At 54.9% G+C, this 26,049-nt stretch carries 26 protein-coding genes; 10 read left to right on the top strand and 16 right to left on the bottom strand.

Annotated features, from left to right (window positions below):
- Positions 1–12: 12 nt before the first annotated feature.
- From WBY09_RS05290 to rfaD, 7 genes are all read right to left on the bottom strand, one after another.
- The gene (locus WBY09_RS05290; RefSeq protein WP_064787368.1) at positions 13–642 is read right to left on the bottom strand and encodes a 50S ribosomal protein L25/general stress protein Ctc; all 630 of its coding nucleotides are present in this window, start codon (positions 640–642) and stop codon (positions 13–15) included.
- 123 nt (positions 643–765) lie between these two features.
- Positions 766–1,698, bottom strand: a complete 933-nt coding sequence (locus WBY09_RS05285; RefSeq protein WP_063088722.1) for a ribose-phosphate pyrophosphokinase — start codon at positions 1,696–1,698, stop codon at positions 766–768.
- Between the two features lie 319 nt (positions 1,699–2,017).
- The gene (locus WBY09_RS05280) at positions 2,018–3,031 is read right to left on the bottom strand and encodes a hypothetical protein (protein ID WP_336232167.1); all 1,014 of its coding nucleotides are present in this window, start codon (positions 3,029–3,031) and stop codon (positions 2,018–2,020) included.
- Between the two features lie 117 nt (positions 3,032–3,148).
- Positions 3,149–3,979, bottom strand: coding sequence for a peptidoglycan editing factor PgeF (gene pgeF / locus WBY09_RS05275; protein ID WP_336232166.1), 831 nt, complete (start codon positions 3,977–3,979; stop codon positions 3,149–3,151).
- 43 nt (positions 3,980–4,022) lie between these two features.
- The gene (locus WBY09_RS05270) at positions 4,023–5,150 is read right to left on the bottom strand and encodes a class I SAM-dependent methyltransferase (protein ID WP_336232164.1); all 1,128 of its coding nucleotides are present in this window, start codon (positions 5,148–5,150) and stop codon (positions 4,023–4,025) included.
- A gap of 2 nt (positions 5,151–5,152) precedes the next feature.
- Positions 5,153–5,986, bottom strand: a complete 834-nt coding sequence (gene lgt, locus WBY09_RS05265; RefSeq protein WP_174713872.1) for a prolipoprotein diacylglyceryl transferase — start codon at positions 5,984–5,986, stop codon at positions 5,153–5,155.
- A 109-nt stretch (positions 5,987–6,095) separates the two neighbouring features.
- Positions 6,096–7,082 carry an ADP-glyceromanno-heptose 6-epimerase gene (gene rfaD / locus WBY09_RS05260; RefSeq protein ID WP_336232161.1) on the bottom strand — a complete coding sequence of 329 codons (987 nt, stop codon included), beginning with the start codon at positions 7,080–7,082 and terminating at the stop codon, positions 6,096–6,098.
- A gap of 210 nt (positions 7,083–7,292) precedes the next feature.
- Here rfaD and WBY09_RS05255 point away from each other — a divergent pair, with 210 nt between their 5' ends.
- Together WBY09_RS05255 and WBY09_RS05250 are read left to right on the top strand one after the other, a co-directional pair.
- Complete coding sequence (locus WBY09_RS05255) at positions 7,293–7,631, top strand: accessory factor UbiK family protein (protein WP_336232159.1); 339 nt, start codon at positions 7,293–7,295, stop codon at positions 7,629–7,631.
- 246 nt (positions 7,632–7,877) lie between these two features.
- The gene (locus WBY09_RS05250; RefSeq protein WP_120224348.1) at positions 7,878–8,384 is read left to right on the top strand and encodes a YbjN domain-containing protein; all 507 of its coding nucleotides are present in this window, start codon (positions 7,878–7,880) and stop codon (positions 8,382–8,384) included.
- On the opposite strand, the gene WBY09_RS05245 is transcribed toward WBY09_RS05250, so the two are convergent.
- Positions 8,385–8,669, bottom strand: a complete 285-nt coding sequence (locus tag WBY09_RS05245) for a hypothetical protein (protein ID WP_336232158.1) — start codon at positions 8,667–8,669, stop codon at positions 8,385–8,387.
- A 55-nt stretch (positions 8,670–8,724) separates the two neighbouring features.
- Between WBY09_RS05245 and proC the strand changes: the two genes are divergently transcribed.
- From proC to WBY09_RS05225, 4 genes are all read left to right on the top strand, one after another.
- A complete protein-coding gene (gene proC / locus WBY09_RS05240) occupies positions 8,725–9,540 on the top strand; it encodes a pyrroline-5-carboxylate reductase (RefSeq protein ID WP_336232157.1) in 816 nt (271 codons plus the stop codon).
- 42 nt (positions 9,541–9,582) lie between these two features.
- Positions 9,583–10,299 (top strand): TetR family transcriptional regulator, encoded by a 717-nt coding sequence (locus WBY09_RS05235; RefSeq protein ID WP_336232156.1) that lies wholly within the window; start codon positions 9,583–9,585, stop codon positions 10,297–10,299.
- A gap of 197 nt (positions 10,300–10,496) precedes the next feature.
- Complete coding sequence (locus tag WBY09_RS05230; RefSeq protein ID WP_063088716.1) at positions 10,497–10,949, top strand: phasin family protein; 453 nt, start codon at positions 10,497–10,499, stop codon at positions 10,947–10,949.
- Between the two features lie 190 nt (positions 10,950–11,139).
- Complete coding sequence (locus WBY09_RS05225) at positions 11,140–11,487, top strand: tRNA-binding protein (RefSeq protein WP_063088715.1); 348 nt, start codon at positions 11,140–11,142, stop codon at positions 11,485–11,487.
- A 74-nt stretch (positions 11,488–11,561) separates the two neighbouring features.
- Here WBY09_RS05225 and WBY09_RS05220 read toward each other — a convergent pair whose 3' ends face one another.
- The 3 genes from WBY09_RS05220 to WBY09_RS05210 form a co-directional block, all read right to left on the bottom strand.
- Positions 11,562–12,914: a PAS domain S-box protein gene (locus tag WBY09_RS05220; protein ID WP_336232155.1), complete on the bottom strand. Its 1,353-nt coding sequence runs from the start codon at positions 12,912–12,914 to the stop codon at positions 11,562–11,564.
- 223 nt (positions 12,915–13,137) lie between these two features.
- Positions 13,138–14,628 carry a methyl-accepting chemotaxis protein gene (locus tag WBY09_RS05215; protein WP_336232154.1) on the bottom strand — a complete coding sequence of 497 codons (1,491 nt, stop codon included), beginning with the start codon at positions 14,626–14,628 and terminating at the stop codon, positions 13,138–13,140.
- Positions 14,629–14,852: 224 nt separating this feature from the next.
- Positions 14,853–15,629 (bottom strand): ferredoxin--NADP reductase, encoded by a 777-nt coding sequence (locus WBY09_RS05210; protein ID WP_063088712.1) that lies wholly within the window; start codon positions 15,627–15,629, stop codon positions 14,853–14,855.
- A gap of 433 nt (positions 15,630–16,062) precedes the next feature.
- Between WBY09_RS05210 and WBY09_RS05205 the strand changes: the two genes are divergently transcribed.
- The gene (locus tag WBY09_RS05205; protein WP_336232153.1) at positions 16,063–16,758 is read left to right on the top strand and encodes a nitroreductase family protein; all 696 of its coding nucleotides are present in this window, start codon (positions 16,063–16,065) and stop codon (positions 16,756–16,758) included.
- A 70-nt stretch (positions 16,759–16,828) separates the two neighbouring features.
- Here WBY09_RS05205 and WBY09_RS05200 read toward each other — a convergent pair whose 3' ends face one another.
- The 3 genes from WBY09_RS05200 to WBY09_RS05190 all read right to left on the bottom strand — a co-directional run bounded on the left by WBY09_RS05200 (position 16,829) and on the right by WBY09_RS05190 (position 19,557).
- Positions 16,829–18,163, bottom strand: coding sequence for an ATP-binding protein (locus WBY09_RS05200; RefSeq protein ID WP_336232152.1), 1,335 nt, complete (start codon positions 18,161–18,163; stop codon positions 16,829–16,831).
- 45 nt (positions 18,164–18,208) lie between these two features.
- Complete coding sequence (locus tag WBY09_RS05195) at positions 18,209–18,937, bottom strand: response regulator (RefSeq protein WP_336232151.1); 729 nt, start codon at positions 18,935–18,937, stop codon at positions 18,209–18,211.
- A gap of 104 nt (positions 18,938–19,041) precedes the next feature.
- Positions 19,042–19,557 (bottom strand): MarR family winged helix-turn-helix transcriptional regulator, encoded by a 516-nt coding sequence (locus WBY09_RS05190; RefSeq protein ID WP_008889456.1) that lies wholly within the window; start codon positions 19,555–19,557, stop codon positions 19,042–19,044.
- A gap of 113 nt (positions 19,558–19,670) precedes the next feature.
- On the opposite strand from WBY09_RS05190, the gene WBY09_RS05185 reads away from it, so the two are divergent.
- From WBY09_RS05185 to WBY09_RS05175, 3 genes are all read left to right on the top strand, one after another.
- Entirely contained in the window at positions 19,671–20,567 is an 897-nt protein-coding gene (locus tag WBY09_RS05185; RefSeq protein ID WP_008889455.1) for a branched-chain amino acid aminotransferase, read from the top strand.
- A gap of 183 nt (positions 20,568–20,750) precedes the next feature.
- The gene (locus tag WBY09_RS05180; RefSeq protein ID WP_336232150.1) at positions 20,751–21,704 is read left to right on the top strand and encodes a hypothetical protein; all 954 of its coding nucleotides are present in this window, start codon (positions 20,751–20,753) and stop codon (positions 21,702–21,704) included.
- 288 nt (positions 21,705–21,992) lie between these two features.
- Positions 21,993–22,553, top strand: coding sequence for a type 1 glutamine amidotransferase domain-containing protein (locus WBY09_RS05175; RefSeq protein ID WP_336232149.1), 561 nt, complete (start codon positions 21,993–21,995; stop codon positions 22,551–22,553).
- A 100-nt stretch (positions 22,554–22,653) separates the two neighbouring features.
- Here WBY09_RS05175 and WBY09_RS05170 read toward each other — a convergent pair whose 3' ends face one another.
- Together WBY09_RS05170 and betC are read right to left on the bottom strand one after the other, a co-directional pair.
- Positions 22,654–24,303 (bottom strand): BCCT family transporter, encoded by a 1,650-nt coding sequence (locus tag WBY09_RS05170; protein WP_336232148.1) that lies wholly within the window; start codon positions 24,301–24,303, stop codon positions 22,654–22,656.
- A gap of 213 nt (positions 24,304–24,516) precedes the next feature.
- Positions 24,517–26,031, bottom strand: coding sequence for a choline-sulfatase (gene betC / locus WBY09_RS05165; RefSeq protein ID WP_336232146.1), 1,515 nt, complete (start codon positions 26,029–26,031; stop codon positions 24,517–24,519).
- Between the last annotated feature and the right edge of the window lie 18 nt (positions 26,032–26,049).

The raw sequence follows: 26,049 nt of genomic DNA, 5'->3' as shown, positions 1-26,049 counted from the left end.
AAGACCTCGATCTTATTCTTCGGTCGCTGCTTCTTCTTCGCCTTCTTCGTCAGAAGATTCGTTCTCTTCCGAACGCAGAGCAGACGGCGCAGCAACGGTTGCGACCGTGAAGTCACGATCGGTAATCGTAAGCTCGACACCTTTCGGCAGTTTGATCGCCGAAATGTGGATCGAGTCACCAACTTCAACACCGGTCAGGTCAAAGACCAGCTCTTCCGGAATTGCAGACGGTGCGCAAAGAACTTCTACGTCGTGACGAACGATGTTCAGAACACCGCCTTTTTTGAGGCCCGGGGATTTCTCTTCGTTTACGAAGCGAACCGGAACTTCAACGTTGATCGTCTGGCCTTTGGAGAAGCGCAGGAAGTCAACGTGCAGAATTTCGTCAGATACTTTGTCGAACTGAACGTCGCGCGGCAGAACTTCGTATTTCTCTTTGCCAACCTGAACGGTCAGAACGTGGGAATAGAAGCCCGGCGCATGCAGAAGTTTCCAAAGCGGACGCGGGTCAACCTGGAACAGAACAGCTTCCTGTTTTGCACCATAGATAACACCAGGGACCATACCGGCACGACGCACGGCACGGGCGGCCCCCTTTCCGGCCCGTTCACGGATTTCCGCAGTGATAACAGAATTTGCCATCGGAAAATCTCCTTGAACTAAAAGTAGTTTGTCCCCGCAGGTTGGTGAGAATCACCGCTGAAAGCCTGCGAAAACAAGTGCGGTGGCCTCCAGGGGTGCCACCGCAGCGAGGGCCTTATACCCTCAATCGAAAAGAACGGAAACAGATTTTTCTTCCGAAATGCGGCGGATGGCTTCTGCCATCAGCGGTGCGATCGGAAGCTGTCTGATTTTTCCACAATCACGCACCGCATCGGATGCCTTGATCGAGTCACTGGTAACAACTTCGGTCATCGGGGAGTTGGCAATACGCTCAACCGCCGGACCCGACAGAACACCATGCGAAACATAGGCCGCAACCGACGATGCACCGCGTTCTTTCAGCGCACCGGCCGCATTGCAAAGCGTACCAGCAGAATCAACGATGTCATCGACCAGGATGCATGCCGCGTCCTTGACGTCACCAATGACGTTCATGACTTCGGAAACACCCGCCTGCGGACGACGTTTGTCGATGATGGCCAGTTCCGCATCCAGACGTTTTGCAACCGAACGTGCACGGGCCACACCGCCAACGTCCGGGCTGACAATGACCAGCTTCTGGCCGTCAAACTTGTTGCGGATGTCGCTGGTCAGAACCGGCGATGCAAACAGGTTATCAAGCGGAATATCGAAGAAGCCCTGAATCTGACCGGCATGGAGATCCATGGTCAGAACGCGGTCTGCACCGGCAACCGTGATCAGGTTGGCAACCAGCTTCGCCGAAATCGGGGTACGGGGGCCCGATTTACGGTCCTGACGGGCATAGCCGAAATACGGCATAACAGCCGTGATACGACGCGCCGAACCGCGGCGCAGCGCATCAAGCATCACCAGCAGTTCCATCAGGTTGTCGTTTGCGGGATAAGAGGTGCTCTGAATGACAAAAACGTCCTCACCGCGGACGTTTTCCTGTATTTCGCACCAGATTTCCTCATCAGAGAAACGCTTAACATCTGCACGGGTAAGCGGCAGATTAAGATGGTCAGCAATTGCCTCAGCCAACGGGCGGTTACTGTTACCAGCGAGGATCTTCATATCGGGGCCTCGGTTAATGGGTGCCGGGAAAGCGAATAACTAAACAAAACTCGCGCGACTCCGATCCGAACAGATAGCCGTCCCTAGCCTTTTGTTGCCCTTGCCGCTCAACAGCCCGGAAACTGGGAATTTCCCGACCAATCAACGACGCCTTCACGACACTCAAAGACCAAATCCTGACACTTCTGCATACCGGCAGATCGCGGCGGCTTTATAACCAGCCGTTAACAGTCTGTAAATGGGCCCAATGCCGAATAACGACAAGGCAGTCATGCATGTCCGGCCCATCAGCCTCTGGCATCACCGATCACAACGGCAATCAACGCGCCAAAGCTGTCCTGTTATCGGGACGCAGTTGAAGCTTCTTGCTGGTTGCGATCTGTCCCAGAACACCTTCAAGGGTTTCAACCGCCGCCTGGGCGGCAAGGGACGCCACCGAACCCCATCTTTCATCAAGCTGGCCGCGCGGGACGACATTGTTCTGGTTCATCTGGCCCAGTTCCGTGCCATCGACTTCCATGATGATCCATTCAATCGATACACGATCAAGCGGCGTGGTGGTTTCTTCCGTAACCGGGCTGACATCAATGGTGGCAGACAGGATGACACTGTTTTCATCCATCTCGCGGTTATCGACCGTGATCCCGCGCGCCTTCAACAATGCCCCGGCCGACCGTGCAAGGGCTGTATTGCCATCGCCCGGCGCACCGGCAAAATCAATGAGCGCGACCTTCATAAGCGGCGCTGCCCGCAACGAAGACCGATCGCCGGTAATCATGAAGGCAATCTGATCGGCGGGTTGCGCGACCAGCCCCTCATAGGTTTTCGCCACCGGATCGTCGGCCTTGCCTTCAAGTTCGCGGACTTTATCAACCAGTTCCTTCGGGATGGCGAGGTTGCTTTCCTCGGGCCCCGTGGGTTGATCGGCAAACCACTGATCGGCGGCCAGTTCGCCGGTCGACCGTGTGGTATCAATGGCAAGCCCGTCCGGGCGCATCAGAACCCAGGTAATATCAAGATCGGCACCGGTATCACTGAGGCTGGCCTGAACATTGGGGCGCAGAATGTAATCCCCGCCCGTATCAGATTCGCTATAGGCCGGAATATCACGCAGACGAAGGGCACGTGCCATCGCACGCGCCAGATGGGCAGATGCCCCTTCGGGCAGGTCTTCGGTATTTTCCACGCGCACGGTGCCGGTATCACGCAGCTCAAGCAATGCCGGATCCCCGGCCCGACCTGCCCCCTCGAACGGGCGCGGCAAATCGCCACAGGCCGCAAGCAACCCAGCCAGACCAATAACCAAAACAACAGAACGCAGGAAAGACTTCATAGGGGCACTTCTAAAACGGGATTTACGCCATCACATGATGACGCAACCAACCATGGTCGCGATGATCATAAAGAAAAAAAGCATTATCAGATGTGGCATGGCATATCCCCCGGGGTCCTACGCCTCTGTCAACATGATCGCCGAAAGCTGCCGACCGTAATCGGGCTCCTTACGAAGCGTCGTGCGGCGATAGCTGTAAAAAAGATCTTCCTCGGCCAGTGTATCGCGCGCCACAAGCTCGACCGAGGCAACCCCGGTGGCAATCGTCCGGCGGCGGACATATTCCGGCAGATCAAACATGAAATGCCCGTCGCGCGACGACGGATCAAACAGGTCTTCCTGGCCTTCCGGTCCGGCAAGGATGGTATCGCGGAATGTGCCATCAACTTCATAGGATTTGCGCGCAATGCATGGCCCAACAGCGGCGTGAATGTTTTCGCGCTTGGCACCCAGTTTTTCCATCGCATCCACCGTACTGGCCGAGACCCCGCCATGCGATCCGCGCCAGCCGGAATGACAGGCCCCGATCACACCGGCCACCGGATCATGAAAAAGAACCGGCGTGCAATCAGCAGTCAGAATACCCAGCATGATGTTCGGGCGATCCGTCACCATGGCATCGGCCTTGGGCGCTTCGTCACGTGAAAGCGGCTTGTCCAGAACGGCCACATCAATGCCATGCACCTGATACACCGTGGTCAGGCGATCAGGGCTGGTGTCAAATGCGGATGCTGCGCGGGCGCGGTTTTCAGCCACCCGGTCTTTATCGTCATCGGACCCGAAACCGACATTAAGCCCGCCGTGGATACCATCACTGACCCCGCCCTTGCGGCTCAGGAAGCCGTGGCGCAGGCCGTCCTTGTCCGACAGGTTCCCGGCTTCAAACCAGGTCAGCCCGTTGGTGCTGCGTTCGATCCCGTTGGTAACCTGGCTGATCGGATGTGTCATGCTGGCCTGCTCCGTTCCCAAAACCGTTCCGGTCGCAATCAATTTAGCCCGCCACGCCACTGACGCAAGGCGGTGGCGTGGTATCGCGACCATACGCGATCAGAACTTTAAAAAGCGTTCCCATCTGATCGGCATCAATCAACCGCGACAACGCCTGATCAATCGCGGTTTTCTGGGCATCATCGGCACTGGTTTTCAAATGCTCGGCCCGCTGTTCGATGCCAAGCATCCGCAAAAACGTCCCTTGGGTCAGAACAGCACCGGTGCGTGCCCCCGCCTCATTCATCGCCCGCCCGATGGCGGCAAAATCAACATGCGCGGTCAGATCGGCATCGCCCGGATCGCTCAGAACCGGGTGATATTCATGGCCCTTCAACGCCTGGAACGTATCGCCAAACGCGCTGCCGGGATGACCGTAATCAATAAACAGGGCCCCACCACCCGTCTCGTTCAGACGCCGTGCGATTTGATCGGCAATGGCAATTGCCGGGGCACAACTTTCAAAGATATCACCCTTTTTCGCGGCCCCACGCATGGTGGCCGGGATCAACGCATCGGTGATCGGTGTTTCGGCACCCCGGACAAAACCAAGTTCGCCGGTTTTGGCATCAAGCCCAACCAGCCGCTCGGCCCAGCCTTTCTCGCCGCGCTCGAACTGACGGATCGGCAGCGCGTCAAAGAACTCATTGCCAATCACAATCGCCGGAACGTTGGCGCGGGTTGGAATGTCATCAAACGTTTCATGCCAGGTGGCGGGAATGCCGTACGCCATGATCGATGTTTGTTGATGGGTGCGCAAAACCGGGCTGGTTTCGACAAACCGCACGGTCAATGCATCGCCAATGCCCGGCACATTGCGCACAGCCCGCAGCGCGTCCGACATCAATGTTCCACGCCCCGGCCCCAATTCGATCAGATCGATTTTCGGCGGGCTGCCCATCTGTTGCCAGGTGACCGCCGCCCAAAGGCCGATCAACTCGCCAAACATCTGGCTGACTTCCGGTGCGGTGATGAAATCACCGGCACGCCCGAACGGGTCCTGCTTGCGGTAATAGCCGTGCTCGGGATGGGCCAGTGCCTCGGTCATGAAATCGGCAATGGTGATCGGGCCCGATACATTGATCCGGCGTTTGATATGGGCCAAAAGCGGGCTGTCGGTCGCAGAACTCATAATTACGCGTTTTCGGCTTCTTTGGGGTGAATGCGGGTCTCAATCGGCTTGGATTTCAGCGCATAGACAATGCAGCCAATCCCGGCCAGCACCATCGGGATCGACAGGACCTGCCCCATGGTGATGCCCCCGGCAAGGTAACCCAGTTGCGCATCAGGCTGGCGGAAGAATTCGACGATGATGCGCGAAATGCCATAGCCCGCGACAAACGTCCCGCCAAGGATCCCCGGACGGTGGCGCACGAACGCCTTGCGCGACAGGATAAACAGCACAACAAACAGGATCAGACCTTCAAGCGCTGCTTCATAAAGCTGGCTTGGATGGCGCGGCTCCGGACCGCCATTGGGGAATACGAAGCCCCACGCAACATCGGTGGTGCGGCCATAAAGCTCGCCATTGATGAAATTGGCAATCCGGCCAAAGAACAGCCCAATCGGGGTCGCCACCGCGGCGGCATCCAAAACGGCAAGGATCGAAATATTGCGCTTTCTGGCAAACAGAATGATCGCAACAATTACGCCCATGAACCCGCCATGGAACGCCATACCGCCCTGCCAGACCTTCAGGATATTGGCCGGATTATCCAGATAATAATCCAGATTGTAAAACAGGATATAGCCCAACCGCCCGCCAAGGATCACACCCAGCGTCGCCCAGAACAGCAAATCATCAACATCGCGCTTGCTCATGATGTTGGGCGTTTTGGTGCAGTAATAAACCACATATTTCCAGCCCAGCAGCAGACCGGCAATATAAGCCAGCGCATACCAGCGAATGGCAATCGGGCCGATGGAAATCGCAATCGGGTCTATCGCCGGAAAGGCAAGGCTCAGCATCTGGAATACTCCGGATCAGCAGATTGGGTTTGATGATAAGACTGCTCTGAGGTCGCAAAGGAGTTGGGCAGCATCATGGCAAACCCACCCCGAACCATGCAGGCGACACTCAGCGGAACGGATCCTCGGTCGCAAGATAATCCTGCACATAGGACCGCACGCCTTCTTCAAGCGATGTCATTTCCTTGCCATACCCCGCTTCGCGCAGCTTGGTCATATTGGCTTCGGTGAAATACTGGTACTTGTCGCGGATCGATTCAGGCGTCGGCACGAACTTGATATCGGGCTCCTTGCCCATGGCGCTAAACACTGCCAGTGCCAGATCCTTGAAACTGCGCGCCTTGCCGGTACCGATATTGAAAAGATCGCTGACCTGCGGGTTGTCATAAAGCCACATGATGATGTCGACCACATCACCAACCCAGACGAAATCACGCAACTGGCCACCATCTTCGTAATCGGGATGATGCGATTTAAACAGGGTTGCGGTTTCGCCCGCCGACAGCTTGTCAAACAGTTGCGACACCACGGATCGCATGCCGCCCTTATGGTACTCGTTCGGGCCATAGACATTAAAGAACTTAAGCCCCGCCCACTGTTTGGGACGGAACCCGTTCTGATCGAGAATGCGGCGGAACCGGCGATCGGTGGCATGCTTGGACCAGCCATAGGCATTGAGCGGTGCCAGTTTCGCCAGATCGGCGTCATCAAAGCTGTCATCAAAGCCCTGCTTGCCATCGCCGTACGTTGCCGCCGACGATGCATAGATCAGGCGCGATGAATGGCGCGAACACCATTCCCAAAGCCAGGCGGTCAGATTCAGGTTGTTGACAACGATCTTGTCGGCATCGGTTTCCGTGGTCGCGGAAATCGCGCCCATATGGAAAATCGCCTCGACATTGCCGGCATGCTCTTCAAGGAAATGCGGCAGTTCATCGGGATGAACAATGTCACGCAGGTTCCGCTTGGCGATGTTTTTCCATTTGATGCCATCGCGCAGGCGATCAACGACAACAATGTCGGTTTCGCCACGCTCTTCAAGGGCAGCAACAATATTGGAACCGATAAATCCGGCACCACCAGTGACGATAAGCATTGCATTCTCCTGACGGGGCCGCCCTGCCCCGATGGGCCCAGACGACTGATCACGTTTGTCGACACTTTATAAGACCGCCCCTGATCTGGAGCAAGAAAAGCCATGCAAAATAACGCTATCGTCACGTCCGCTTCATGACGTGCGGCTTGCCCTGAGCCGATGATGCGCCATATTATGCCCAACAACAGATTCAAAAAGCCGGAGACCACTATGCAGATCAACAACCGCATTCTCGATGACCTGACCCGTGTCACCAATTCCGCATTGGGCACCATGACCGGTGTCAAAGGCGAAGTAGATGCCATGATCCGCCAGCAGTTTGAAAAGATCCTGCTCAATATGGATCTGGTCACCCGCGAGGAATATGACGTCGTGCACGATGTTGCTGTCCGTGCCGCAGAACGCATTGATGCGCTCGAAGCCAAGATTGCCGATCTTGAAAAGCGTCTTGATGCAACTGAGCCGGCCAAGAAACCGGCCGCCAAACGCAGCACGACCAAGGCTGCCCCGAAGGCCGCCCCCAAAACGGCGGCAAAAAAAGACGCCTGATCGGGGCAACCATCCCCATATAATTCCCATATATGCGAAATGACGCGGGCGTTTTATGCGCCTGCGCCAGCATTTGCTGTCACAAGCAGGGCCGCTTGACGGTCGATCAAATGGACCCGGCAAACAGGCCGGGTGACAATGATCCGAATATTCATTGCTGTCCTGCGCGCAGCAGCGGTTGAAACAAAGCGTTCACCGGCATATAGTGCGCGCCCTTTCGCACATGCTTGAACAGGCTGGGTATTAATGAACGACCAAATGGAAGATATCGGCGACATCGGCGATGAAAACCCGCTGATCCTGGTCGAGGATATCGCCCGCACCAACCAGTGGCATCTGGAACGCCGCAGCTCGGACGAGATTGTGGTCGAAATTCCGGCCCACTGGTGCACCTATCTGGTCTATTTCACCTGGCGTGAAGATGCCGAGGCGCTTCATATCGCGTGCTGCTTTGATCTGTTCGTGCCCGAACCGCTGCGCCCGCGCATCTACGAACTGGTTGCCAAATGTAACGAGCAACTCTGGATCGGGCATTTCGGTCTGTGGCTTGAAGAAAACATGCCGCTGTTCCGCCATACCCTGCTGTTTGGCGGCGATGTCCCGCCGATGGTCGAACAGTTTGAAGAACTGATCGATATCGCGCTTTCGGAATGCGAACGTTTCTTCCCGGCGTTTAACTTTGTGCTTGGCCAGGGGAAAACCCCGGACGAAGCCCTGATGCACGCGATGCTCGAACCTGCCGGTCAGGCCTAATCACATCAGCCCATCCAACCTGCCAAGGACGGCCTCATCGCCGTCCTTTGTCTTTTTCGGCTGATTTTTTTTGGCCTTTGCCGCCAGACGCCAATTCAACACAAAACCGGCAAACCGGCTTTCCCGGCCGCCTATCACAACAGAAAATTCCGCAAAGCCGCCCCTTCTCAGCCAAAGCATCCTAATCAAGGCTAACAGCCTGCAAACACGGACTGTTTGCACGCCCCTCTTGCCCTCTGCGCTGACTTGACCCACCTTGAGAAGATCGCTACGGCATTGCATCATGTGCGTTGATCCCCCACGATCAACCAAACCCGATGGATAAAGCGGAGCAGAATTTATGAATACGCGTCTTTTGCTGGTTGGCTGTGGCAAGATGGGCAGTGCCATGCTCGAAGGCTGGCTGGCCCGCGGGCTTCAGGCATCGAACGTCTTTATCGTTGAACAGAGCGAAACGGCTGAAAAGCTCGAAGCGCAATACGGCATCAATGGCGTTCCCGATATTGACCACATCCGCGAAGACTTCATTCCGCAGGTTGTGCTGTTTGCCGTCAAGCCACAGGTCCTGCCCGATCTGATTGACGCCTACAAACCGCTGGTGCGCGCCGAAACGGTCTTTTTGTCCGTCGCCGCAGGCAAAACCATCGACTTCTTCACAAGCCACCTCGGCGAACATGCCCGCATCGTACGCGCCATGCCCAATACGCCCGCCGCTGTGTCACGTGGCATGACCGTGATGTGCCCGACCGAAAATGTCAGCATCGCCCAGCGCGACATGTGCCAGACCCTGCTTGAAGCCGTCGGCATGGTGTCCTGGATCGAGGATGAAAGCCTGATGGATGCCGTCACCGGCCTGTCGGGCAGCGGGCCTGCCTATATCTTCCATCTGGTCGAAGCCATGGCGCAGGCGGGCGAGGCCGCCGGCCTTCCGGCCGATCAGGCGATGACCCTTGCCCGCCAGACTGTGGTGGGTGCGGGCTTCCTGCTCGATGCCAGCGAAGAAAGTGCCGCAACGCTTCGTGAGAATGTCACAAGCCCCGGCGGCACAACGGCGGCCGCACTCAATGTTCTGATGGATCCGAAAACCGGCCTGCCCGATTTGATGACACGCGCGGTCGCCGCTGCCCGTGATCGGTCAAAGGAACTGGCAGGCTAATACCCGCCTACGACCGAAGGCACCCAACCCAAGGAGAACATCATGCCACCCAAAAAGGATATCCCCAATCTCCTGATCGATGCGGCCCTGAAACTGGCCGCAGAAAAGGACTGGCATGATGTCACCCTGATTGATATCGCCACCGAAGCCGGCGTTTCGGTTGCCGAATGTTATGACCATTGCAGCAGCAAGGGCGATCTTCTGCGTCGCTTTGTCAAACGCGTTGACCGCGAAGTCTTGGCCGACATCGACTCTGAGGATTTCAACGAACCCGGTCATGACCGCCTGATTGCGGTGATCATGGCACGGTTTGATATCCTCTCTGATTACCGCCCGGCACTGCGATCGATCATCAATGCCGGCGGGGACCTTGGCCCGGCCGACGGGCTGCGGGCAATCAAGACCCATTTTGGCGCCATGCGCTGGATGCTGGAGGCCGCCGGTTTTCAAACAGCGGGCCTGCATGGCAGCATGCGGGTTGCGGGCTTGACAGCCGTTTATGCCAAGACCTTCAAACACTGGCTTGATGACGACAGCACCGATTTTGGCCCGACCATGGCCTATCTTGATCGCGAACTTTCCAAGGCCGCCAATTGGGACCGTCAGGTTGAAAAGGGTCTTGGCAAAGCATCATCGATTTGTGGTAAAATCAGGAAACGGTGCCAGACTTTTTCGATCAAAAAATCACCGTCCCCGGGCGATAACAGCCCTGCCGATGCCCCATCAGATCAGGCGACGTCAACCACGGCCAACACCTAATTCCCTGATCTGAAACGCAAAAACCGGCTATACACCCAAGGTTATGATTTTGACATAAAACAATAACCTATAAGTTTTTGTGCAGTGCAAAATAATCCTTGACGACAGGCGATCATTCCGGCATATTGCAGTTGAATTTGTGCGGCGCACAATAGCGCCTCATTGCATATCTGTCGCAAACTAATGGAGTGCAAACCATGACCGCCGCAAAAAAGGCAACCAATCCGTTCTTTGATCTCGACTTCACCAAATACACTGCGGATTTCAAAGTTCCGGGTGTAGACGTGAACGAAATGATGGCTTTCCAGCGTAAAAACGTGGAAGCCCTCACCAAAGCCAACAAGGTGGCCTTCGACGGTTTCCAGGCTGTCGCTCAGCGCCAGAGCGAGATCTTCAAAACGCTGCTGGATAAAGTTCAGACCCAGGGCAAAGATTTCGCTGCTACTTCCGCTGACGACCCGATGGCTTCGGCTGCAAAACAGACCGAAGCTGCAAAAACGGCTTACGAAGAAGCCCTTGCAAATGCCAAGGAACTGTCAGGTCTGGTAACCAAGTCACAGGAAGAAGCTCTTGCTCTTCTGCAGACTCGCTTTACCGAATCCCTTGACGAATTCAAAGCTGCTATCGAAAAGACCGCAGCTTCGAAATAACAGCTTTGGCTGTTAAATTCCCGTAATCTACTTGATGGCAGGGCCTTATGGTCCTGCCATTTTTCTTTTGTGGCCCCTGTCCCCAATCACGCGTTTTTGCTCAAACTCCGGAATTCATATCGCGTTGATGGTTTGGGCTTACCAGAAACATTCGATCTTACTAAGCTGACTCCAAAATAAGGAGACAGCTATGAGCACTGAAATCAGTTTTGATGATTTCCTGAAAGTCGATATCCGGGTCGGCACCGTGATCGACGCCCAGGAATTTCCCGAGGCCCGCCGCCCAGCGCTGAAGCTCTGGGTCGATTTCGGGCCCGAGATCGGGACAAAGAAAACATCTGCCCAGATCACCAAACACTACACACCCGAAAAGCTGATCGGCCGTCAGGTCGCCGGTGTTGTCAATTTCCCCAAAAAACAGGTCGGCCCCTTCATGTCGGAATTCCTCTGTCTTGGTTTTCCGGACGGGGATGACGATAAGGGTATCGTTCTGATCCGCCCGGATCAGGATGTGCCAAACGGGTCGCGCCTGTTTTAACCACAAAAGAAAAGGACGGATATCGTCATTGCGATACCCGCCCTTTTCCCGCTCGTGTCACGCTCCCGGCAGGGTTAGCGTGCCAAAATGCCTGATGCTTCACGCGTTCGACCAACAATCAGGGGAATATCTTCTGAGGCCTTGATCATGTCGTTGAACGAACGCTGGGATGTCTCAAGGGAAGTCTGTACGCCGCGCATCTCGCTGCTGACCTGATGGGTGATTTCAGCTTGCTGTGAAACAGCCAGTGACACCACCGCCACCCGACTGAGCATCGCCTTTAGATCCCCCCGGACAGCTGTCGAAACACGTGCCGTTTCACCGACGCATTTTTCCAAAACTTCGACCTGCTCAATAATGGCGGGATCATCGCGTGCGCAGTCGCGCAATACATCAATTGCCTTTTCAATCGATGCAATCGCCCCGTCACTTTCGATTGCATGATCGAATGCGTGATCGGCAACCGATCGCAGCTCGGTCATGCGTTGGGCTGTTTCATCCACACTGCTGACAAGCCGTCCGGTAACCATCGCACTGACTTCCAGATGCGCATGCGCCTGACGCCATGACGCCGCAACATCCTCGTAAAGCTGGTCAAGCTTGCCAACGGTCTGATCAATTTCGTCGAAACCGGCTTCAAGTGTCGATTTCAAATTAGCCAGTGACGTGACCTGTTCGGTAATATCGCTGGCAAGTTTGACGATCTTGCACACTTTCCCGTCGGCCCCGTAAACTGGGCTATAGCTTGCTTCAAACCAGACCTCGCGACCGTCCTTGCCAAAACGCTTGAACTGGCAGGCCCTGTTTTTGCCCTTTGCCAGCGCTCGCCAGAATGCACGGTACTCGGCACTCGCGGCATATTCGGGATCAACAAACATGCTGTGATGTTTGCCTGCCACTTCCGACAGGCCGTAACCCATGGCGACGAGGAAATTGTAATTGGCTGTGAGGATGTTGCCCTTGGTGTCGAACTCAATCACGGCCTGACTATGTTCAATCGCATCCACTTTGCCTTGCAGGTCGGCCAAACTGTCATGACGCCAAGTGACATCAACGCCAAGCCGGACAATGCGGATGACCTTGCCATTGCGATCTTTCACCGGACCGACGGTTTCTTCAACCCACTTGCGCTCCCCGGTCTTGGTGATCCACGGCAATATGACACTTTTGGATTTACCGGCCCGCAAATCAACCCAACACAGACCGTACTCGGCCGCCTCAACCACATCGTCCGACAAAAACATCGAATGATGTCGGCCGAGAACCTCTTCTTCGTCATATCCGGTCAATGCAAGGAAATTGTCATTTACACTGATGACATTGCCCGTCAGGTCCAGCTCCGCAACAGAAAACGATGCGTCAATCAAGCCGAAAACGTCATCGAACTCATCGGCGGTTTCAACAGTTATGGATGTCAGTGAATTCATGGACAACTCCGGCATATCGCAACTACGCTAAACGGGTTCATTTGATGTGCCGACTATCGCCCGGCCATGACCGATACGACATCCCCATTTGGGGAGGGTGAACATACCTATGTATATATTTTGGTATAAATTTCATAGCAATGCACACAAACAAAAAGAGGCAGAATGCAAAAGCATCCTGCCTCTTTTGTTCAAAATGGTCTGAGCTTTGGGCTTGAGGCTCTTAGCGCGCAAGCACCAGTGCTGCTTCTCGGGTCCGCCCGACACTGCCCGACACGATCGAGGACGCATCGCGGATAAAGTTCACGCTGCTTGCGAACTGCTCAACAGAATTTGCCATGCTTTGCATGTTGCTTGAAACCTGCTGGGTCACAGCGCTCTGTTCCTCGACGGCCGAGGAAATCGTGGTGACATTGTTCAGCACATCTTCAACTTCGGTCCGGATGGAACCCAGCACGCCGGCGACTTCGCCAGCAATGTTCTGGACACCTTCGATCTCGCCAGTAATCTGCTCGGTGGCCTTGGCAACCTGATTGGCCAGGTTTTTGACTTCATTGGCGACAACCGCAAAGCCTTTGCCTGCTTCGCCAGCACGGGCGGATTCAATCGTCGCGTTGAGTGCCAGCAAATTGATCTGCCCTGCAATACCTTGAATGACATCAATGATGCTGCTCATCGCCGTAACGACTTCGCTCATTTTTTCAGTTGATGCGCCTGCGGCGATGGATTTTTCAAACACCTGATCGGTTGATGCGCGCGCCTCTGCCATACTGCGAGAAATCTCGGCAATAGATGCAGCAAGCTCTTCAGCCGCCGCAGCAACTGTTTGCACATTCGAAGATGTTTCTTCACAGCTTGAATGCGCGACCGTGGAACGCTGTTCCAGCTCACCCAGGCTCTGGTCAATGTCGCCAAAGTTGCTGTCGATCATCTGTTTCAGGTCTGTCAGAAGTTTGACCTGTTCTGTGATGTCGCTGGCATATTTCACCACCTTGTACGGCACGCCGTCGGCATCAAAGATCGGGTTATAGGATGCCTCGATCCAGATTTCCTTGCCACCCTTGGCAAATCGTTTGAATTGCTGCGAGGTAAAGTTACCTTTGGCGAGTTCGCGCCAGAAATCGACGTAGTCACGGCTATTTGCATAATCAGGATCAACAAACATGCGATGATGTTTACCGACAATTTCTGATAGCTGATAGCCCATCACGGACAGGAAGTTGTCATTGGCATCAAGGACATAGCCATTCAGGTCAAACTCGATCACGGCCTGGCTGCGATTAATCGCATTCACCTTGCCTTCGAAATCTGCCATGGTTTCCTGACGCTTGGTGATGTCAGATGCAAATTTCACAATCTTGGTAACATTGCCCTTGCTGTCGCGCACCGGGTTATAGGTTGCCTCGATCCAGACACGTCCGCCGGTTTTGGTAATGCGCGGGAATGCGGCACTTTTGAAGAACCCCTTGCGCAAATCAGACCAAAAGGCATCGTAATCCGGACTCTTGCGAATTTCCTCGGGCACGAACATTGCGTGATGCTTTCCGACGATCTCGGAAAGCTCATAACCCATAACATCAAGGAAATTCTTGTTCGCGCGCAGGATCTTGCCCTGCAGATCAAATTCAATGACCGCAAGTGATTGCTCAAGCGCATCCAAAGTCATGGCAGCACTCTGGGAACCGGAACGTTTGAAAATACTGAAAAAGCCCATTTCTGTCTCCATTGACACCGCACCAGGACATTGAACAAGTTTCCAAACCTGACGCTTCATGAGCTCAAATTACGCGACTGCGAAAATTCCAGACATCCCCATTTGGGGAGGTATATATACCTACGTATACAACCCGGTATAATCCCCGGATTTCGCCCAAACAAAAAAGGCAGCACCCGACGGATGCTGCCTTCTGATCTTTCGGCCAAAATGTGGCTGGATACTTATTTCTCGACGAACGCCTTTTCGATGACGAAGTGGCCCGGTTCGTTCATGTTGCCTTCCTTGCCACCCCACTCAAGAAGCATCTTGCGGGTATCGGCAATCATCTGCGGGTTGCCACACAGCATGAAACGGTCGTTTTCAAGTGTCGGCTTTTCCAGACCAAGGTCGTCGTAAAGTTTGCCCGATTCCATCAGTTCTGTGATACGGCCCTGATGCTTGAACTCTTCACGGGTGACGGTCGGATAATACAGAAGCTTGTTCTGAACATCTTCACCGAAGAATTCGTTGTTCGGCAGTTCGCTGTGAATGAATTCCTGATAGGCCAGCTCGCGGACTTCGCGGCAACCATGCACCAGGATCACCTTCTCATAGCGCTCATAGGTCTCATAATCACGGATCACGCTCATGAACGGTGCAAGGCCCGTACCGGTCGACAACAGCCACAGGTTCTTGCCCGGCAAAAGGTTGTCATGGATCAGGGTTCCGGTCGGCTTGCGCCCGACCAGGATCTTGTCGCCAACCTTGATGTGCTGCAAACGTGATGTCAGCGGACCGTTCGGCACCTTGATCGAGAAGAATTCAAGTTCTTCATCATAATTCGCACTGACCATCGAATAGGCGCGCAAAAGCGGCTTGCCATCAACTTCGAGGCCGATCATGGCGAACTGACCATTGATGAATCGGAAGCCCGGATCACGGGTGGTCTTGAACGTGAAGAGAGTGTCAGTCCAGTGGTGGACATAGGTGACGGTTTCTTCGTTTAAATTGCTGGCCATAACGCTACATCAATCCGTTTCGTCTGTCTGAGTGTGGAACCGTGGCGGGAAACACGGAGTATATATCCCGGCACGCATTCCATGCCAAGTTGCCGAGATTTAACATCAATCAAGCGTATATCGCAAGCAAACAATCAAAATTTATTGTCATTTTTTGTGAATTACATAATTTTATGTATATTTAGTGTGAAATACCCTTTTGCGCTCCACCCGCCCCTGGAACGAGTTGGTTCCACGCCAACCAATCTCTGTATGATTTGATAAGCCCGCCTGCCACTTCATGCAATGACACATCGCAATGAATGCGGGCGATGTTGGTAGGTAATTGTTCGTCTCTCACGTCTGTGTGTCTATTGGCGTTTGGCCTTGTCGCACAGATCAACGCTTCATAAGATCAGGCTATATCCATAAACAAAAACAATCAGGAAGCGCCATGTCGTCAAACAAGCCTCTGACCACAGATTTCATTCCCATTCCACTGCCCGACTATCAGGAATATGACGTGGAAGAAATGCGCACCCGCGCGCAAGAATTTTACGACGACATCAAAACCCGCCATACCGTGCGCGATTTCTCTGACCGCCCGGTGCCGCGCGACATTATTGAAACCTGCATCCGTGCTGCGGGCACCGCACCAAACGGGGCAAACCATCAACCGTGGCATTTCTCGGTGATCGGCGATGCGGCGATGAAACGCAAAATCCGTCTGGCGGCAGAGGAAGAAGAACGCGCTTTTTATGAAGGACGCGCTGGCGAAGAATGGCTCGATGCCCTCAAACCGCTGGGCACAGATGACGCCAAACCGTTTCTGGAAACCGCCCCGTGGCTGATCTGCATTTTTGGTGAACGCAAAAGCACATCTGCCGACGGCAAACTTCGCAAAAACTATTACGTGCCGGAATCCGTCTCCATCGCCACGGGCTTCCTGATTGCCGCCCTGCACCGCGCTGGCCTTGCCACCCTGACCCACACGCCAAACCCGATGAGCTTCCTGACCGATATCTGCGGTCGCCCGGATCATAACAAGCCCTACATCCTGCTGGTCACCGGCTACCCGGCACCAGATGCCACCATCCCGGTCCATGCAACCGAGAAAAAGGACCTCTCGGAAATCGCGACCTTCTTTTGATCACCCGCACCGCTCAAACAAAAAGCCCCGCCGTTCAATGGCGGGGCTTTTGCAATTTAATACTCAGACCTTAATGCCCGATCGGCAGAACCAACCGCACGCGAAGCCCACCGCCCGGCGCATCTTCAAGCAGAACCTCGCCACCGTGACCACGTGCGGAATCACGTGCGATGGTCATGCCAAGGCCAACCCCGCCGGTCGCCTGATTGCGCGACTCTTCAAGACGGTAAAACGGCTTGAAGACCTCTTCGCGTTTGTCGGCCGGAATGCCGGGACCATCATCGTCAAAGACAATCTCGTAATCCTGCCCCCGACGCCCGGCACGCACCGACAGGTTTGTCGCATACCGCCCGGCATTGGACATGATGTTTGCAATGCAACGTTTCATCGATTGCGGGCGCAGCTCCATCTCAAGGCTGTCTTCGATATGAAGATCAATCTGCTGCCCGTCACGCAACGCCTCGCCAACCTGATCGGTCAGAAGCTTGCCAATATCGGTCAGAACCGCCTTTTCACCCTCTTCGCCGCGTGCAAAGGCCAGATAGGCATCGACCATGCGCTCCATATCGATGACATCCTGTTTCAGGGCATCAACACCGGGCGAGCTCTGCTGCATGGCCAGTTCAAGCTTCATACGGGTCAAGGGCGTGCGCAAATCATGCGACACCCCGGCAAGCAGGGCTGTTCGTTGCGACAAATGCCGCCCGATGCGATCACGCATCGACATAAACGACGTCGCCGCCATACGCACCTCGGCCGCGCCTTCGGGCTTGAAGTTATCCACATCAACCCCGCGCCCGAACTGATCGGCGGCCTTTGCCAGACGACGGATCGGGCGGACCTGATTGCGCATGAAGATCACCGCCACCCCATACAGGATCAAGGCAGACCCCGCGATCCACATAAAGAAGATATAGGTGGTCGAATTATACAGGCGCTTGCGCGGGGCGATGATCGACATCACCCCGTCTTTTAGCTGTACGCGGATTTCAAGTTTGCGGTCATCAAGGTCAAGGTCAAAGAAGAACGGTCGCTGCAGGCGTTCATCCAGGGCGACATACAATTCCTCGGACACCAAACCAAAGGGCGGTTCCGTAATCTGACGTTCAAGGATCGCGTCACGCTCGAAAAACAGGTCGAGCTCCATGCGTGCACGTGCCGTGTTCTGAATCCACTCGTAATGCTCCGGATCAGGATACTGGCCCAGATAGTCGATCACGAAAACAACATCCCCGGCAAGCCCCCGGCTGAGTTGGCGGGCAACTGTGTCCCAATGCCGTTCAAAGAAGATCAGCACCGTAACAATCTGCAAAAGCAGCATCGGCGTCATCAGGATCAGAAGCGACCGGCCCAAAAGCCCCGTCGGCATCAACGACTTGATCCGTCCGTTCTGTTCGCTACCCACGCTGCTTATCCCTGTCCGTTTTCATGGTCGCTCATTTTGCGTTCCTCAATCCGTATACAGGACATAGCCCTGACCACGTACTGTCTGCAAGTATCTTGGTTGCTTGGGGTCTTCTTCGAATTTGCGCCTAAGGCGGGTGACCTGCACATCAATGCTGCGTGACGCGCTAGGATCAATGGCATTGCCGCTGATCATGCCCTGAAGTTGCTCACGCGATGTGGTCTGACCCCGCCGCTTCACCAGCGCTGTCAGCAAGGCCTGCTCAGCCGTCGTAAGATAGATATGCTCGTCCCCGCGTTGCAGGATCATGCGTGTCATATCAAACCGGAACGCGCCAAAGGATGCCGTGTTGTCGGATGGGTCTGGCGATCCTGAGTCTTCCGGTTCGGGCAGCTCGCCATAGCGACGCAGGATTGCCTCGATACGAAGCACCAGTTCGCGCGGTTCAAACGGCTTGGCCAGATAATCATCCACCCCGGCTTCAAGACCTGCGATGCGGTCTTCTGTCTCGGACAGTGCGGTAAGTAGAAGGATCGGAACCTTTGATCCGGCGTCCCGCAGGCTGCGCGCCAGATCAACGCCCTTTTCGCCGGGCATCAGAACGTCAAGAACGATCAGATCAAACTGCAATCCCGACAGGCTGGCACGCGCATTCGCCGCATCTCGTGCGGCAGATACGTTAAAGCCGTTCTCGCCCAGATAGCGGGTAAGAAGGTCACGCAAACGGTCATCATCATCGACCACAAGAACATGTGGCTGATCAGCACCGGTCATCGGATTTCCCTGGGTTCAGGATCGCTGGAGAACAATTTGGCTGCAAATTCTTTCAAAAGCGTAAGCATGACGACGTCAAAATTATGACAGATCTCGCACCCGCCTCATCCGGCACGGCGGCGCAGGCCACCGGGGCCATCATCCTCGAACCGTTTGCGGTCCTTTTCGTCCATCATGCCCATCATGACCTTGCGGAATCCCTCGACCGATTCTGCCCCGGCCTCGCGATAGGCCGCTGCAATCAGGGCGCGCTGCTGTTCGGTCAATTCGCGCTCCAGCGCCTCACCCTTTTCAGTCAGGGTCAGCAAACGCTGGCGCCGGTCCTGCACACCGGTCTTTTGTTCGATGAAGCCTTCACGCACTAACTGGCCCAGCACGCGCGACAAGGACTGCTTGGTGATCTTGAGAATCGACAACAGGTCACTGACCGTAATACCGGGGTTGCGGCTGACGAAATAGATGACCCGATGGTGGGCGCGACCAAAATTATATTGCGCAAGCATCTGATCCGCGACTTCGGTGAAATCACGGTAGGCATAGAACAGCAATTCAATGCCTTGTCTAAGCTCTTCTTCCCTCAGGAAAAGAGGGTTGACCTTGCGTGTAGAGATATCTGCCATGCTTATCCGTTATGTCAGTTATATTGACACATTAATCTATGAATGTTACCCCGACCAGACAAATAAGGACATAAAGTTACGTCCAGGAACGTTCTTGAAATGGAATTTGGCAAATGACAGCTCCGACCTTTGATAACCGTGATGGTTATATCTGGTATAATGGTGAACTTAAACCATGGCGTGAAAGCACTCTGCATGTGCTGAGCCACGCTGTCCATTACGGGAGTGCGGTTTTTGAGGGCGAACGCTCCTATAACGGCAAGGTTTTCAAGCTGGCCGAGCATGGTGAACGCCTGATCAAGTCCGGCGAAATCCTGGACATGAAAATCCCCTATAGTGCTGCCGAACTCGATGACGCTGTCATCGAAACGCTGGCGGCCAACGACATTACCGATGGCTATATCCGCCGTATCGCCTGGCGCGGCAGCGAGATGATGGGCGTTTCGGCCCAGACCACGCGCATCAATGTCGCCATCGCCTGCTGGGAATGGCCAAGCTATTTCAAGCCGGAAGAACGCCTGAAAGGCATTCGTCTGGACCTGTCGAAATGGGCCCGCCCGGCACCGAATACCGCGCCAACCAATGCCAAGGCTGCCGGTCTTTACATGATCTGCACCCTGTCCAAGCACGAGGCAGAGCGCAAAGGCTATGCCGATGCCCTGATGCTTGATTACCGTGGTCAGGTTGCCGAGGCGACCGGTGCCAATGTGTTCTTTATCAAGGATGGTCAGATCCATACGCCGAAGCCTGATTGTTTCCTGGATGGCATTACGCGGCGCACTGTCATTGGCCTTGCCAAGGCGCGTGGCTATGAGGTGATTGAACGCGCGATCATGCCTGAGGAAATGGAAGGCTTTGAAGAATGCTTCCTGACCGGCACCGCGGCCGAAGTGACGCCGGTGGCGGAAATCGGGCAATATACCTTCACCCCGGGTCAGGTCTGCAAGACCATGATGGAAGACTATATGGCGCTGGTGCGCGGTGAAAATACGGCTGTTGCCGCTGAATGATTTTTTTGAATAATCAGATCGATTATTCACATTTTTTGAAAAACACCCCGGATGTTTCACACCGGGGTGTTTTTTATTGAATTTTGTCGCATGACAAAATTTTAGTCGGCAAAGGATGTAATCGGGTGTGCGCGTCCTCACATTGTGGCAATCACCACCAAAACATCGTGACCGGACCACCGCATGAGCCCCCAGACTGGTGCCAACAGGCCAGCAGACAGAACCAGAATCGGCATTCTTGTTGCCCTGATTGCTATGCTTTGCACGTTTGCTGATTCTGGCAGCAACAGCGCAAACGCCACGGAAACCATCGACATCCGCTTTCCGGTGCGCGAAAGCGAGTTTGATACGGTTTTTTCCTGCCAGAATGACAGCAATCCGGACTGCCGGTCCTGCCTTGCCGATCGCCCCGACAGTGCGTCGCTGGTGATGTATTCCATCTTGCAGGAAGCGCTGAATGCAGGGGGGCTTGCCGCCCGGGTACAGGTCGTGCCATCGCCCAATTCCGAACGCAGCCGCAAGATGGTCAGCGAAGGCTTTGCCGATATCAAATCGGACTGGGATTTTAATATTGATGCGGATCCTGAAGTCTTGAAATCACTGCCGATTCTGCGCCGGGGCGAGGTGGAGAAAGGTATTTACGTCAGTCAGGACACCTTCGCACTTAGCAGTGATACGCCGGTTTCCGATGTGCATCACATGAGTGCGGTGTCCATTCGCACCTGGCGACTGGATTGGGAAGTGCTTGAAAGTCTGGCCCCTGCAAGCCTGACCAGTGCCGCCACCAAGCAGCAAATCTATGCGCTGATCAATGCCGGTCGGGCCGACTTTACCTTGCTGGAATTTTCCAGCGGGCCCGGCATGGTGCGCAGCAGTGACGGGATACGGTTATACCCGATGCCCGGCGTCAAGGTGGTCCTGCCCGCCAGCCAGCATTTCATGATTTCGCACGCATTGCCGAATGCCGAAAAGATCGTTGCGGCGCTCAATAGCGGGATCGATGCACTGCACGCCAACGGGTTCATTCATCAGTGCCTGACAAATAGCGGCATCATCAATGAACAGGTCCGCGACTGGCGCATCCTGAACCCGACAGAAGACCAGGTCGCGCACCATAAAACCGTCCCGTCAAACTAAGCCCCCCCCCACCCGGCAGCAAACACGCCGTATTTCTTTAAAGTATGAGGATTACAAGTCGCCTGTTTTTCAGACGGATAAGCGGGATTGCCGCCCTTTTAGCCGCAGCCAGACAGACCAGTGACAAGGCGGAATATAAATCCTCATACAATTAGGAAAAGTGCGTCAGAGGCAATTCGGTGTTTCACAGCACCTTTGCGCCCGTGCCACAAAATGATCACATTGAAATCCGGAACGAAAAAACATCGCAGCCGTTGGTAAGGTGTCACCAATGAAAGGAGCGACATTATGCCTGCGATTGATACCGCAAAGATCTTGATTCTTGCCACCGATGGCTATGAACGGTCTGAACTGCGTGTTCCGCTTGAAAAATTGTCAACCCACGGGGCCGACGTCAAAATCGCATCGCCCAAACCTGATCCGATCAAGAGCTGGGATAAAAGCGATTGGGGCGACACGGTTGATGTCGATGTCGAAGTCAAAGATGTCGATATCAAAGACTATGATGCGCTGGTCATCCCCGGCGGGCAGATCAACCCGGACCTGCTGCGCAATGACGAAGCGTCTGTCAGTCTGGTGCGCGAGTTTGTCGCATCGGGCAAACCGGTTGCCGCCATTTGCCATGGCCCGTGGCTTCTGATCGAGGCCGGGGCGCTGCGTGATCGTCATGCAACGTCATTTGCATCAATAAAGACCGATATGCTCAATGCCGGTGCGCTGTGGCGCGATGAGGCTGTGGTCTGCGAAGACGGCATTGTGACGTCGCGTTCACCGCAGGACCTTGATGCCTTTGTCAGCAAAATCGTCGAGGAAGTCAGTGAAGGCACGCACCACCAGCGTGCGGCATAAGACCGACCAAGATGATCTCAACACCCTCAAGGCAACGGACGGATGGCACAGGCCATCCGTCCGTTTTGTATTTGTGTATCACCGTACCAATTTGGCGTCGCTATTCAGCATGCCGTGGTGCGGTGATTGACGGCCCCGGGTGAACATCGGGGAGTTCGGTTTCGTCGACATAGGCATTTGGCAGGTTGTGTTCTGCCTCATGCTCGGTCTCGTACCATTGCTTGTAGCGATAGAGCACAAGGGAATCGCGCCCAAGGCCACGCAACAAGCCATACATCATCACCAGAATGACTGCGGCAAACGGGAAGCCCGCCACAACAGCCGCGGCTTGCAGGGCAGAAAGCCCGCCTGCGATCAGAAGGACCGCAGCAATCACGCCTTCGGTCGTGGCCCAGAACAGGCGCTGAATACGGGGCGGATCGGCATCACCACCGGCGGTCAGCATATCGATGACAAACGAGCCACTGTCAGACGAGGTCACAAACCAGATGACGATCATGACGATGACAACGGTGGTGACAAATTTGGTCAGCGGCATGAATTCAAGCAGCTTGAAGATCGCACTGCCGTAACTGGCCTTGGTGGCCTCGATCAAGCCGGGATTGCCGATCATTTCCATATGGATCGCAGCCCCGCCAAAGGCGGTAAACCAGAAGAACAGGATAACGACCGGAATGAACAGCACACCAAGGGTGAATTCACGCACCGTACGGCCCCGCGAAATGCGGGCAATAAAGATGCCTACAAACGGCGACCACGATACCCACCAGGCCCAATAGAAGATCGTCCAGCCAGCCTGCCAGTTGCTGTCGGTGTAGGCTTCGCTCCAGAAGCTGATGACAACCAGATTGCTGATATAGTTGCCAACGTTTTCAACAAAGCTGTCGAAGACGAAAAGCGTCGGGCCGAAGATCAGAACAAAACCGAGCAACACAAAGCTGAGCTGAATGTTGAGGTTACTGATGCGTTTGATGCCGCCATCAAGACCCGCCATGACCGAAATGGTCGCAAACACGGTGATGATGGCAATCAATACGATCTGAACCGGCAGCGTATCGGGAATGCCAAACAGCGAATTCAGACCGGAACTGATTTGCATGACGCCAAGACCAAGGGTCGTGACAATGCCAAACATGGTGCCAAACACGGCCAGAATATCGACCACGTGGCCCCAGGTGCCATAAATCCGTTCGCCAATGATCGGATACAGTGCCGAGCGGATCGAAAGCGGCAGGCCCTTGCGGTAATGGAAATAGGCTAGCGACAGGCCGACAATGCAATAAAGCGCCCAGCCATGGATGCCCCAATGCAGGAAAGAAATCATCATTGCCTGTTCGGCGGCCTCGATGGTTTCGGGTTCGGCCATGGGTGGTGCGAAATAGTGATAAAGCGGTTCGGCCACGCCCCAATACAGCAAGCCGATGCCGATACCGGCACTAAACAGCATCGCTGTCCATGAAAACAGACCATATTCGGGCTTGTCGGTCTGACGTCCCAAACGCACTCGCCCATAAGGGCCAATGGCAAGATAAAGACTGACCACCACGGCCAGATTGGCAACGATGATCAGGAACCAGCCAAAATAGTTTGCGATGGCGGACTGTGCTGCGGCAAACAGCGCGCCCGCGGTTTCCGTAAACACCGCCCCGAATATGATGAACCCGACGATCAGGATTGCCGAGACGGAAAAGACCGGTTTGCTGACCCGCGGGAAGGGCCCGAGTGGCCCCACCTTCATTTTGTCGTCCATGATTACCTCACTGTTTCGGGTACCCAACTTTTCGTTGTTTATGCCCCTGATCAAACATGCGGTCCGTACCCGAGCCGAACTGCAAGGCGGCTTTGATTAGGCACTTTCTGGTCGGCACTTCAGGTATTCAGATGTTCGGTTCTTCAGCTATTTCGACGAACGAGTTGAGGCAGCGCCGGCCCGCCGTCCCACATGGCTGGCCGACGCTGCTTCTTACTCCCCTCGCGGGAAGCGCTGTTTATCTTCGAGTTCGTTCAGATCCATGTGATTGCGCATGTAGCGTTCGGACGCCTTTTGCAGCGGCTGGTAATCCCACGGGAAGTAGGAGCCGTTGCGCAGCGCCTCATAGACGATCCAGCGACGTGCCTGACTTTCGCGGACCGCGGAATCAAATGCCTCCAGATTCCAGCGCGCGGCCCGCTGGGCCCGGAATGCCTCAAGCTGGTCGGCGCAGGCCGGATCGGTTGCAAGGTTGGTGAGTTCCCTGGGATCGGCTTCAAGGTCAAACAGCTGTTCGGGATCAAGCGTGCAATAGGTGTATTTCCATTTGCCTTCGCGGATACAGACCAGCGGGGCATAGGACCCTTCGGCGGCATATTCCATCAGGACCGGTTCGGTACGTGCTTTACCCGCCAGCATGCCACACAACGACATGCCGTCGGTCCAAGGGGCGACTTCATCCATCGAAATGCCGGCGAGATCGGCCACGGTCGGGGTGACATCAAGGCTTGAAACCGGATCGGTATAAAGGCCCGGCGTGATGTTTGGCCCGGCCATCATCAGCGGCACACGGGCCGAGCCTTCAAAGAAGCTCATTTTAAACCACAGGCCGCGTTCGCCCAGCATATCGCCATGATCAGAGACAAAGATGATGATGGTGTTGTCGAGCTGACGGGTGGTTTCAAGCACCTCCATGATCTGCCCGACCTTGTCATCGATATAGGAGATGTTGGCGAAATAGGCCTGACGGGAGCGTCTGACATCTTCCTTTTTGATGTCAAAGGCGGTGTAGTCACTGGCCTTCATCAGACGCTGGGAATGCGGGTCCTGACCCTCGAAATCAAACGGTGCGACTTCGGGTTCGAGTTCCGAGCAATCTTCATACAGATCCCAGAATTTCTTGCGCGCGACATACGGGTCATGCGGATGGGTAAAGCTGACCGTCAGGCACCACGGGCGTTCATCATGACCGCGTGACAGGTCATAAATCTTATGCGTCGCGTTATAGGCAACCTCGTCATCATATTCCATCTGGTTGGAAATCTCGGCCACACCGGCACCGGTGACAGAGCCCAGATTATGATACCACCAGTCAATCCGTTCGCCGGGTTTGCGGTAATCCGGGGTCCAGCCGAAATCAGCCGGGTAGATATCGGTGGTCAGGCGTTCTTCAAAACCATGCAACTGATCGGGGCCGACGAAATGCATCTTGCCCGACAGGCAGGTGTAATATCCTGCGCGGCGCAAGTGATGGGCATAGGTCGGAATGTCTGATGAAAATTCTGCGGCGTTGTCATAGACCCGGGTGCGATTGGGCAACTGACCGGCCATGAAGGATGCACGTCCCGGCGCGCAAAGCGGCGAGCCTGTATAGCAATTGCGGAAACGCGCCGAGCGCTCAGCAAGCTTGCGCAAATGCGGTGTATGCAGGAAATCCGCAGGACCATCGGGGAACAGGGTCCCGTTGAGCTGGTCGGCCATCAGGATCAGGATATTCGGGGACGTCATTTATTATGCACTCCTTCA

This window comes from Thalassospira sp. CH_XMU1458 (genome assembly GCF_037027205.1).
Lineage (GTDB): Bacteria > Pseudomonadota > Alphaproteobacteria > Rhodospirillales > Thalassospiraceae > Thalassospira > Thalassospira tepidiphila.
This window is presented reverse-complemented; position numbering and strand designations above follow the sequence as displayed.

What these genes read in the sequence shown, in the direction of transcription:
- WBY09_RS05290 (WP_064787368.1), bottom strand. Translation starts at nt 642, where the DNA reads ATGGCAAATTCTGTTATCACTGCGGAAATCCGTGAACGGGCCGGAAAG.
- WBY09_RS05285 (WP_063088722.1), bottom strand. Translation starts at nt 1,698, where the DNA reads ATGAAGATCCTCGCTGGTAACAGTAACCGCCCGTTGGCTGAGGCAATT.
- WBY09_RS05280 (WP_336232167.1), bottom strand. Translation starts at nt 3,031, where the DNA reads ATGAAGTCTTTCCTGCGTTCTGTTGTTTTGGTTATTGGTCTGGCTGGG.
- pgeF (WP_336232166.1), bottom strand. Translation starts at nt 3,979, where the DNA reads ATGACACATCCGATCAGCCAGGTTACCAACGGGATCGAACGCAGCACC.
- WBY09_RS05270 (WP_336232164.1), bottom strand. Translation starts at nt 5,150, where the DNA reads ATGAGTTCTGCGACCGACAGCCCGCTTTTGGCCCATATCAAACGCCGG.
- lgt (WP_174713872.1), bottom strand. Translation starts at nt 5,986, where the DNA reads ATGCTGAGCCTTGCCTTTCCGGCGATAGACCCGATTGCGATTTCCATC.
- rfaD (WP_336232161.1), bottom strand. Translation starts at nt 7,082, where the DNA reads ATGCTTATCGTCACTGGTGGTGCCGGATTTATCGGTTCCAATATTGTT.
- WBY09_RS05255 (WP_336232159.1), top strand. Translation starts at nt 7,293, where the DNA reads ATGCAGATCAACAACCGCATTCTCGATGACCTGACCCGTGTCACCAAT.
- WBY09_RS05250 (WP_120224348.1), top strand. Translation starts at nt 7,878, where the DNA reads ATGAACGACCAAATGGAAGATATCGGCGACATCGGCGATGAAAACCCG.
- WBY09_RS05245 (WP_336232158.1), bottom strand. Translation starts at nt 8,669, where the DNA reads ATGATGCAATGCCGTAGCGATCTTCTCAAGGTGGGTCAAGTCAGCGCA.
- proC (WP_336232157.1), top strand. Translation starts at nt 8,725, where the DNA reads ATGAATACGCGTCTTTTGCTGGTTGGCTGTGGCAAGATGGGCAGTGCC.
- WBY09_RS05235 (WP_336232156.1), top strand. Translation starts at nt 9,583, where the DNA reads ATGCCACCCAAAAAGGATATCCCCAATCTCCTGATCGATGCGGCCCTG.
- WBY09_RS05230 (WP_063088716.1), top strand. Translation starts at nt 10,497, where the DNA reads ATGACCGCCGCAAAAAAGGCAACCAATCCGTTCTTTGATCTCGACTTC.
- WBY09_RS05225 (WP_063088715.1), top strand. Translation starts at nt 11,140, where the DNA reads ATGAGCACTGAAATCAGTTTTGATGATTTCCTGAAAGTCGATATCCGG.
- WBY09_RS05220 (WP_336232155.1), bottom strand. Translation starts at nt 12,914, where the DNA reads ATGAATTCACTGACATCCATAACTGTTGAAACCGCCGATGAGTTCGAT.
- WBY09_RS05215 (WP_336232154.1), bottom strand. Translation starts at nt 14,628, where the DNA reads ATGGGCTTTTTCAGTATTTTCAAACGTTCCGGTTCCCAGAGTGCTGCC.
- WBY09_RS05210 (WP_063088712.1), bottom strand. Translation starts at nt 15,629, where the DNA reads ATGGCCAGCAATTTAAACGAAGAAACCGTCACCTATGTCCACCACTGG.
- WBY09_RS05205 (WP_336232153.1), top strand. Translation starts at nt 16,063, where the DNA reads ATGTCGTCAAACAAGCCTCTGACCACAGATTTCATTCCCATTCCACTG.
- WBY09_RS05195 (WP_336232151.1), bottom strand. Translation starts at nt 18,937, where the DNA reads ATGACCGGTGCTGATCAGCCACATGTTCTTGTGGTCGATGATGATGAC.
- WBY09_RS05190 (WP_008889456.1), bottom strand. Translation starts at nt 19,557, where the DNA reads ATGGCAGATATCTCTACACGCAAGGTCAACCCTCTTTTCCTGAGGGAA.
- WBY09_RS05185 (WP_008889455.1), top strand. Translation starts at nt 19,671, where the DNA reads ATGACAGCTCCGACCTTTGATAACCGTGATGGTTATATCTGGTATAAT.
- WBY09_RS05180 (WP_336232150.1), top strand. Translation starts at nt 20,751, where the DNA reads ATGAGCCCCCAGACTGGTGCCAACAGGCCAGCAGACAGAACCAGAATC.
- WBY09_RS05175 (WP_336232149.1), top strand. Translation starts at nt 21,993, where the DNA reads ATGCCTGCGATTGATACCGCAAAGATCTTGATTCTTGCCACCGATGGC.
- WBY09_RS05170 (WP_336232148.1), bottom strand. Translation starts at nt 24,303, where the DNA reads ATGGACGACAAAATGAAGGTGGGGCCACTCGGGCCCTTCCCGCGGGTC.
- betC (WP_336232146.1), bottom strand. Translation starts at nt 26,031, where the DNA reads ATGACGTCCCCGAATATCCTGATCCTGATGGCCGACCAGCTCAACGGG.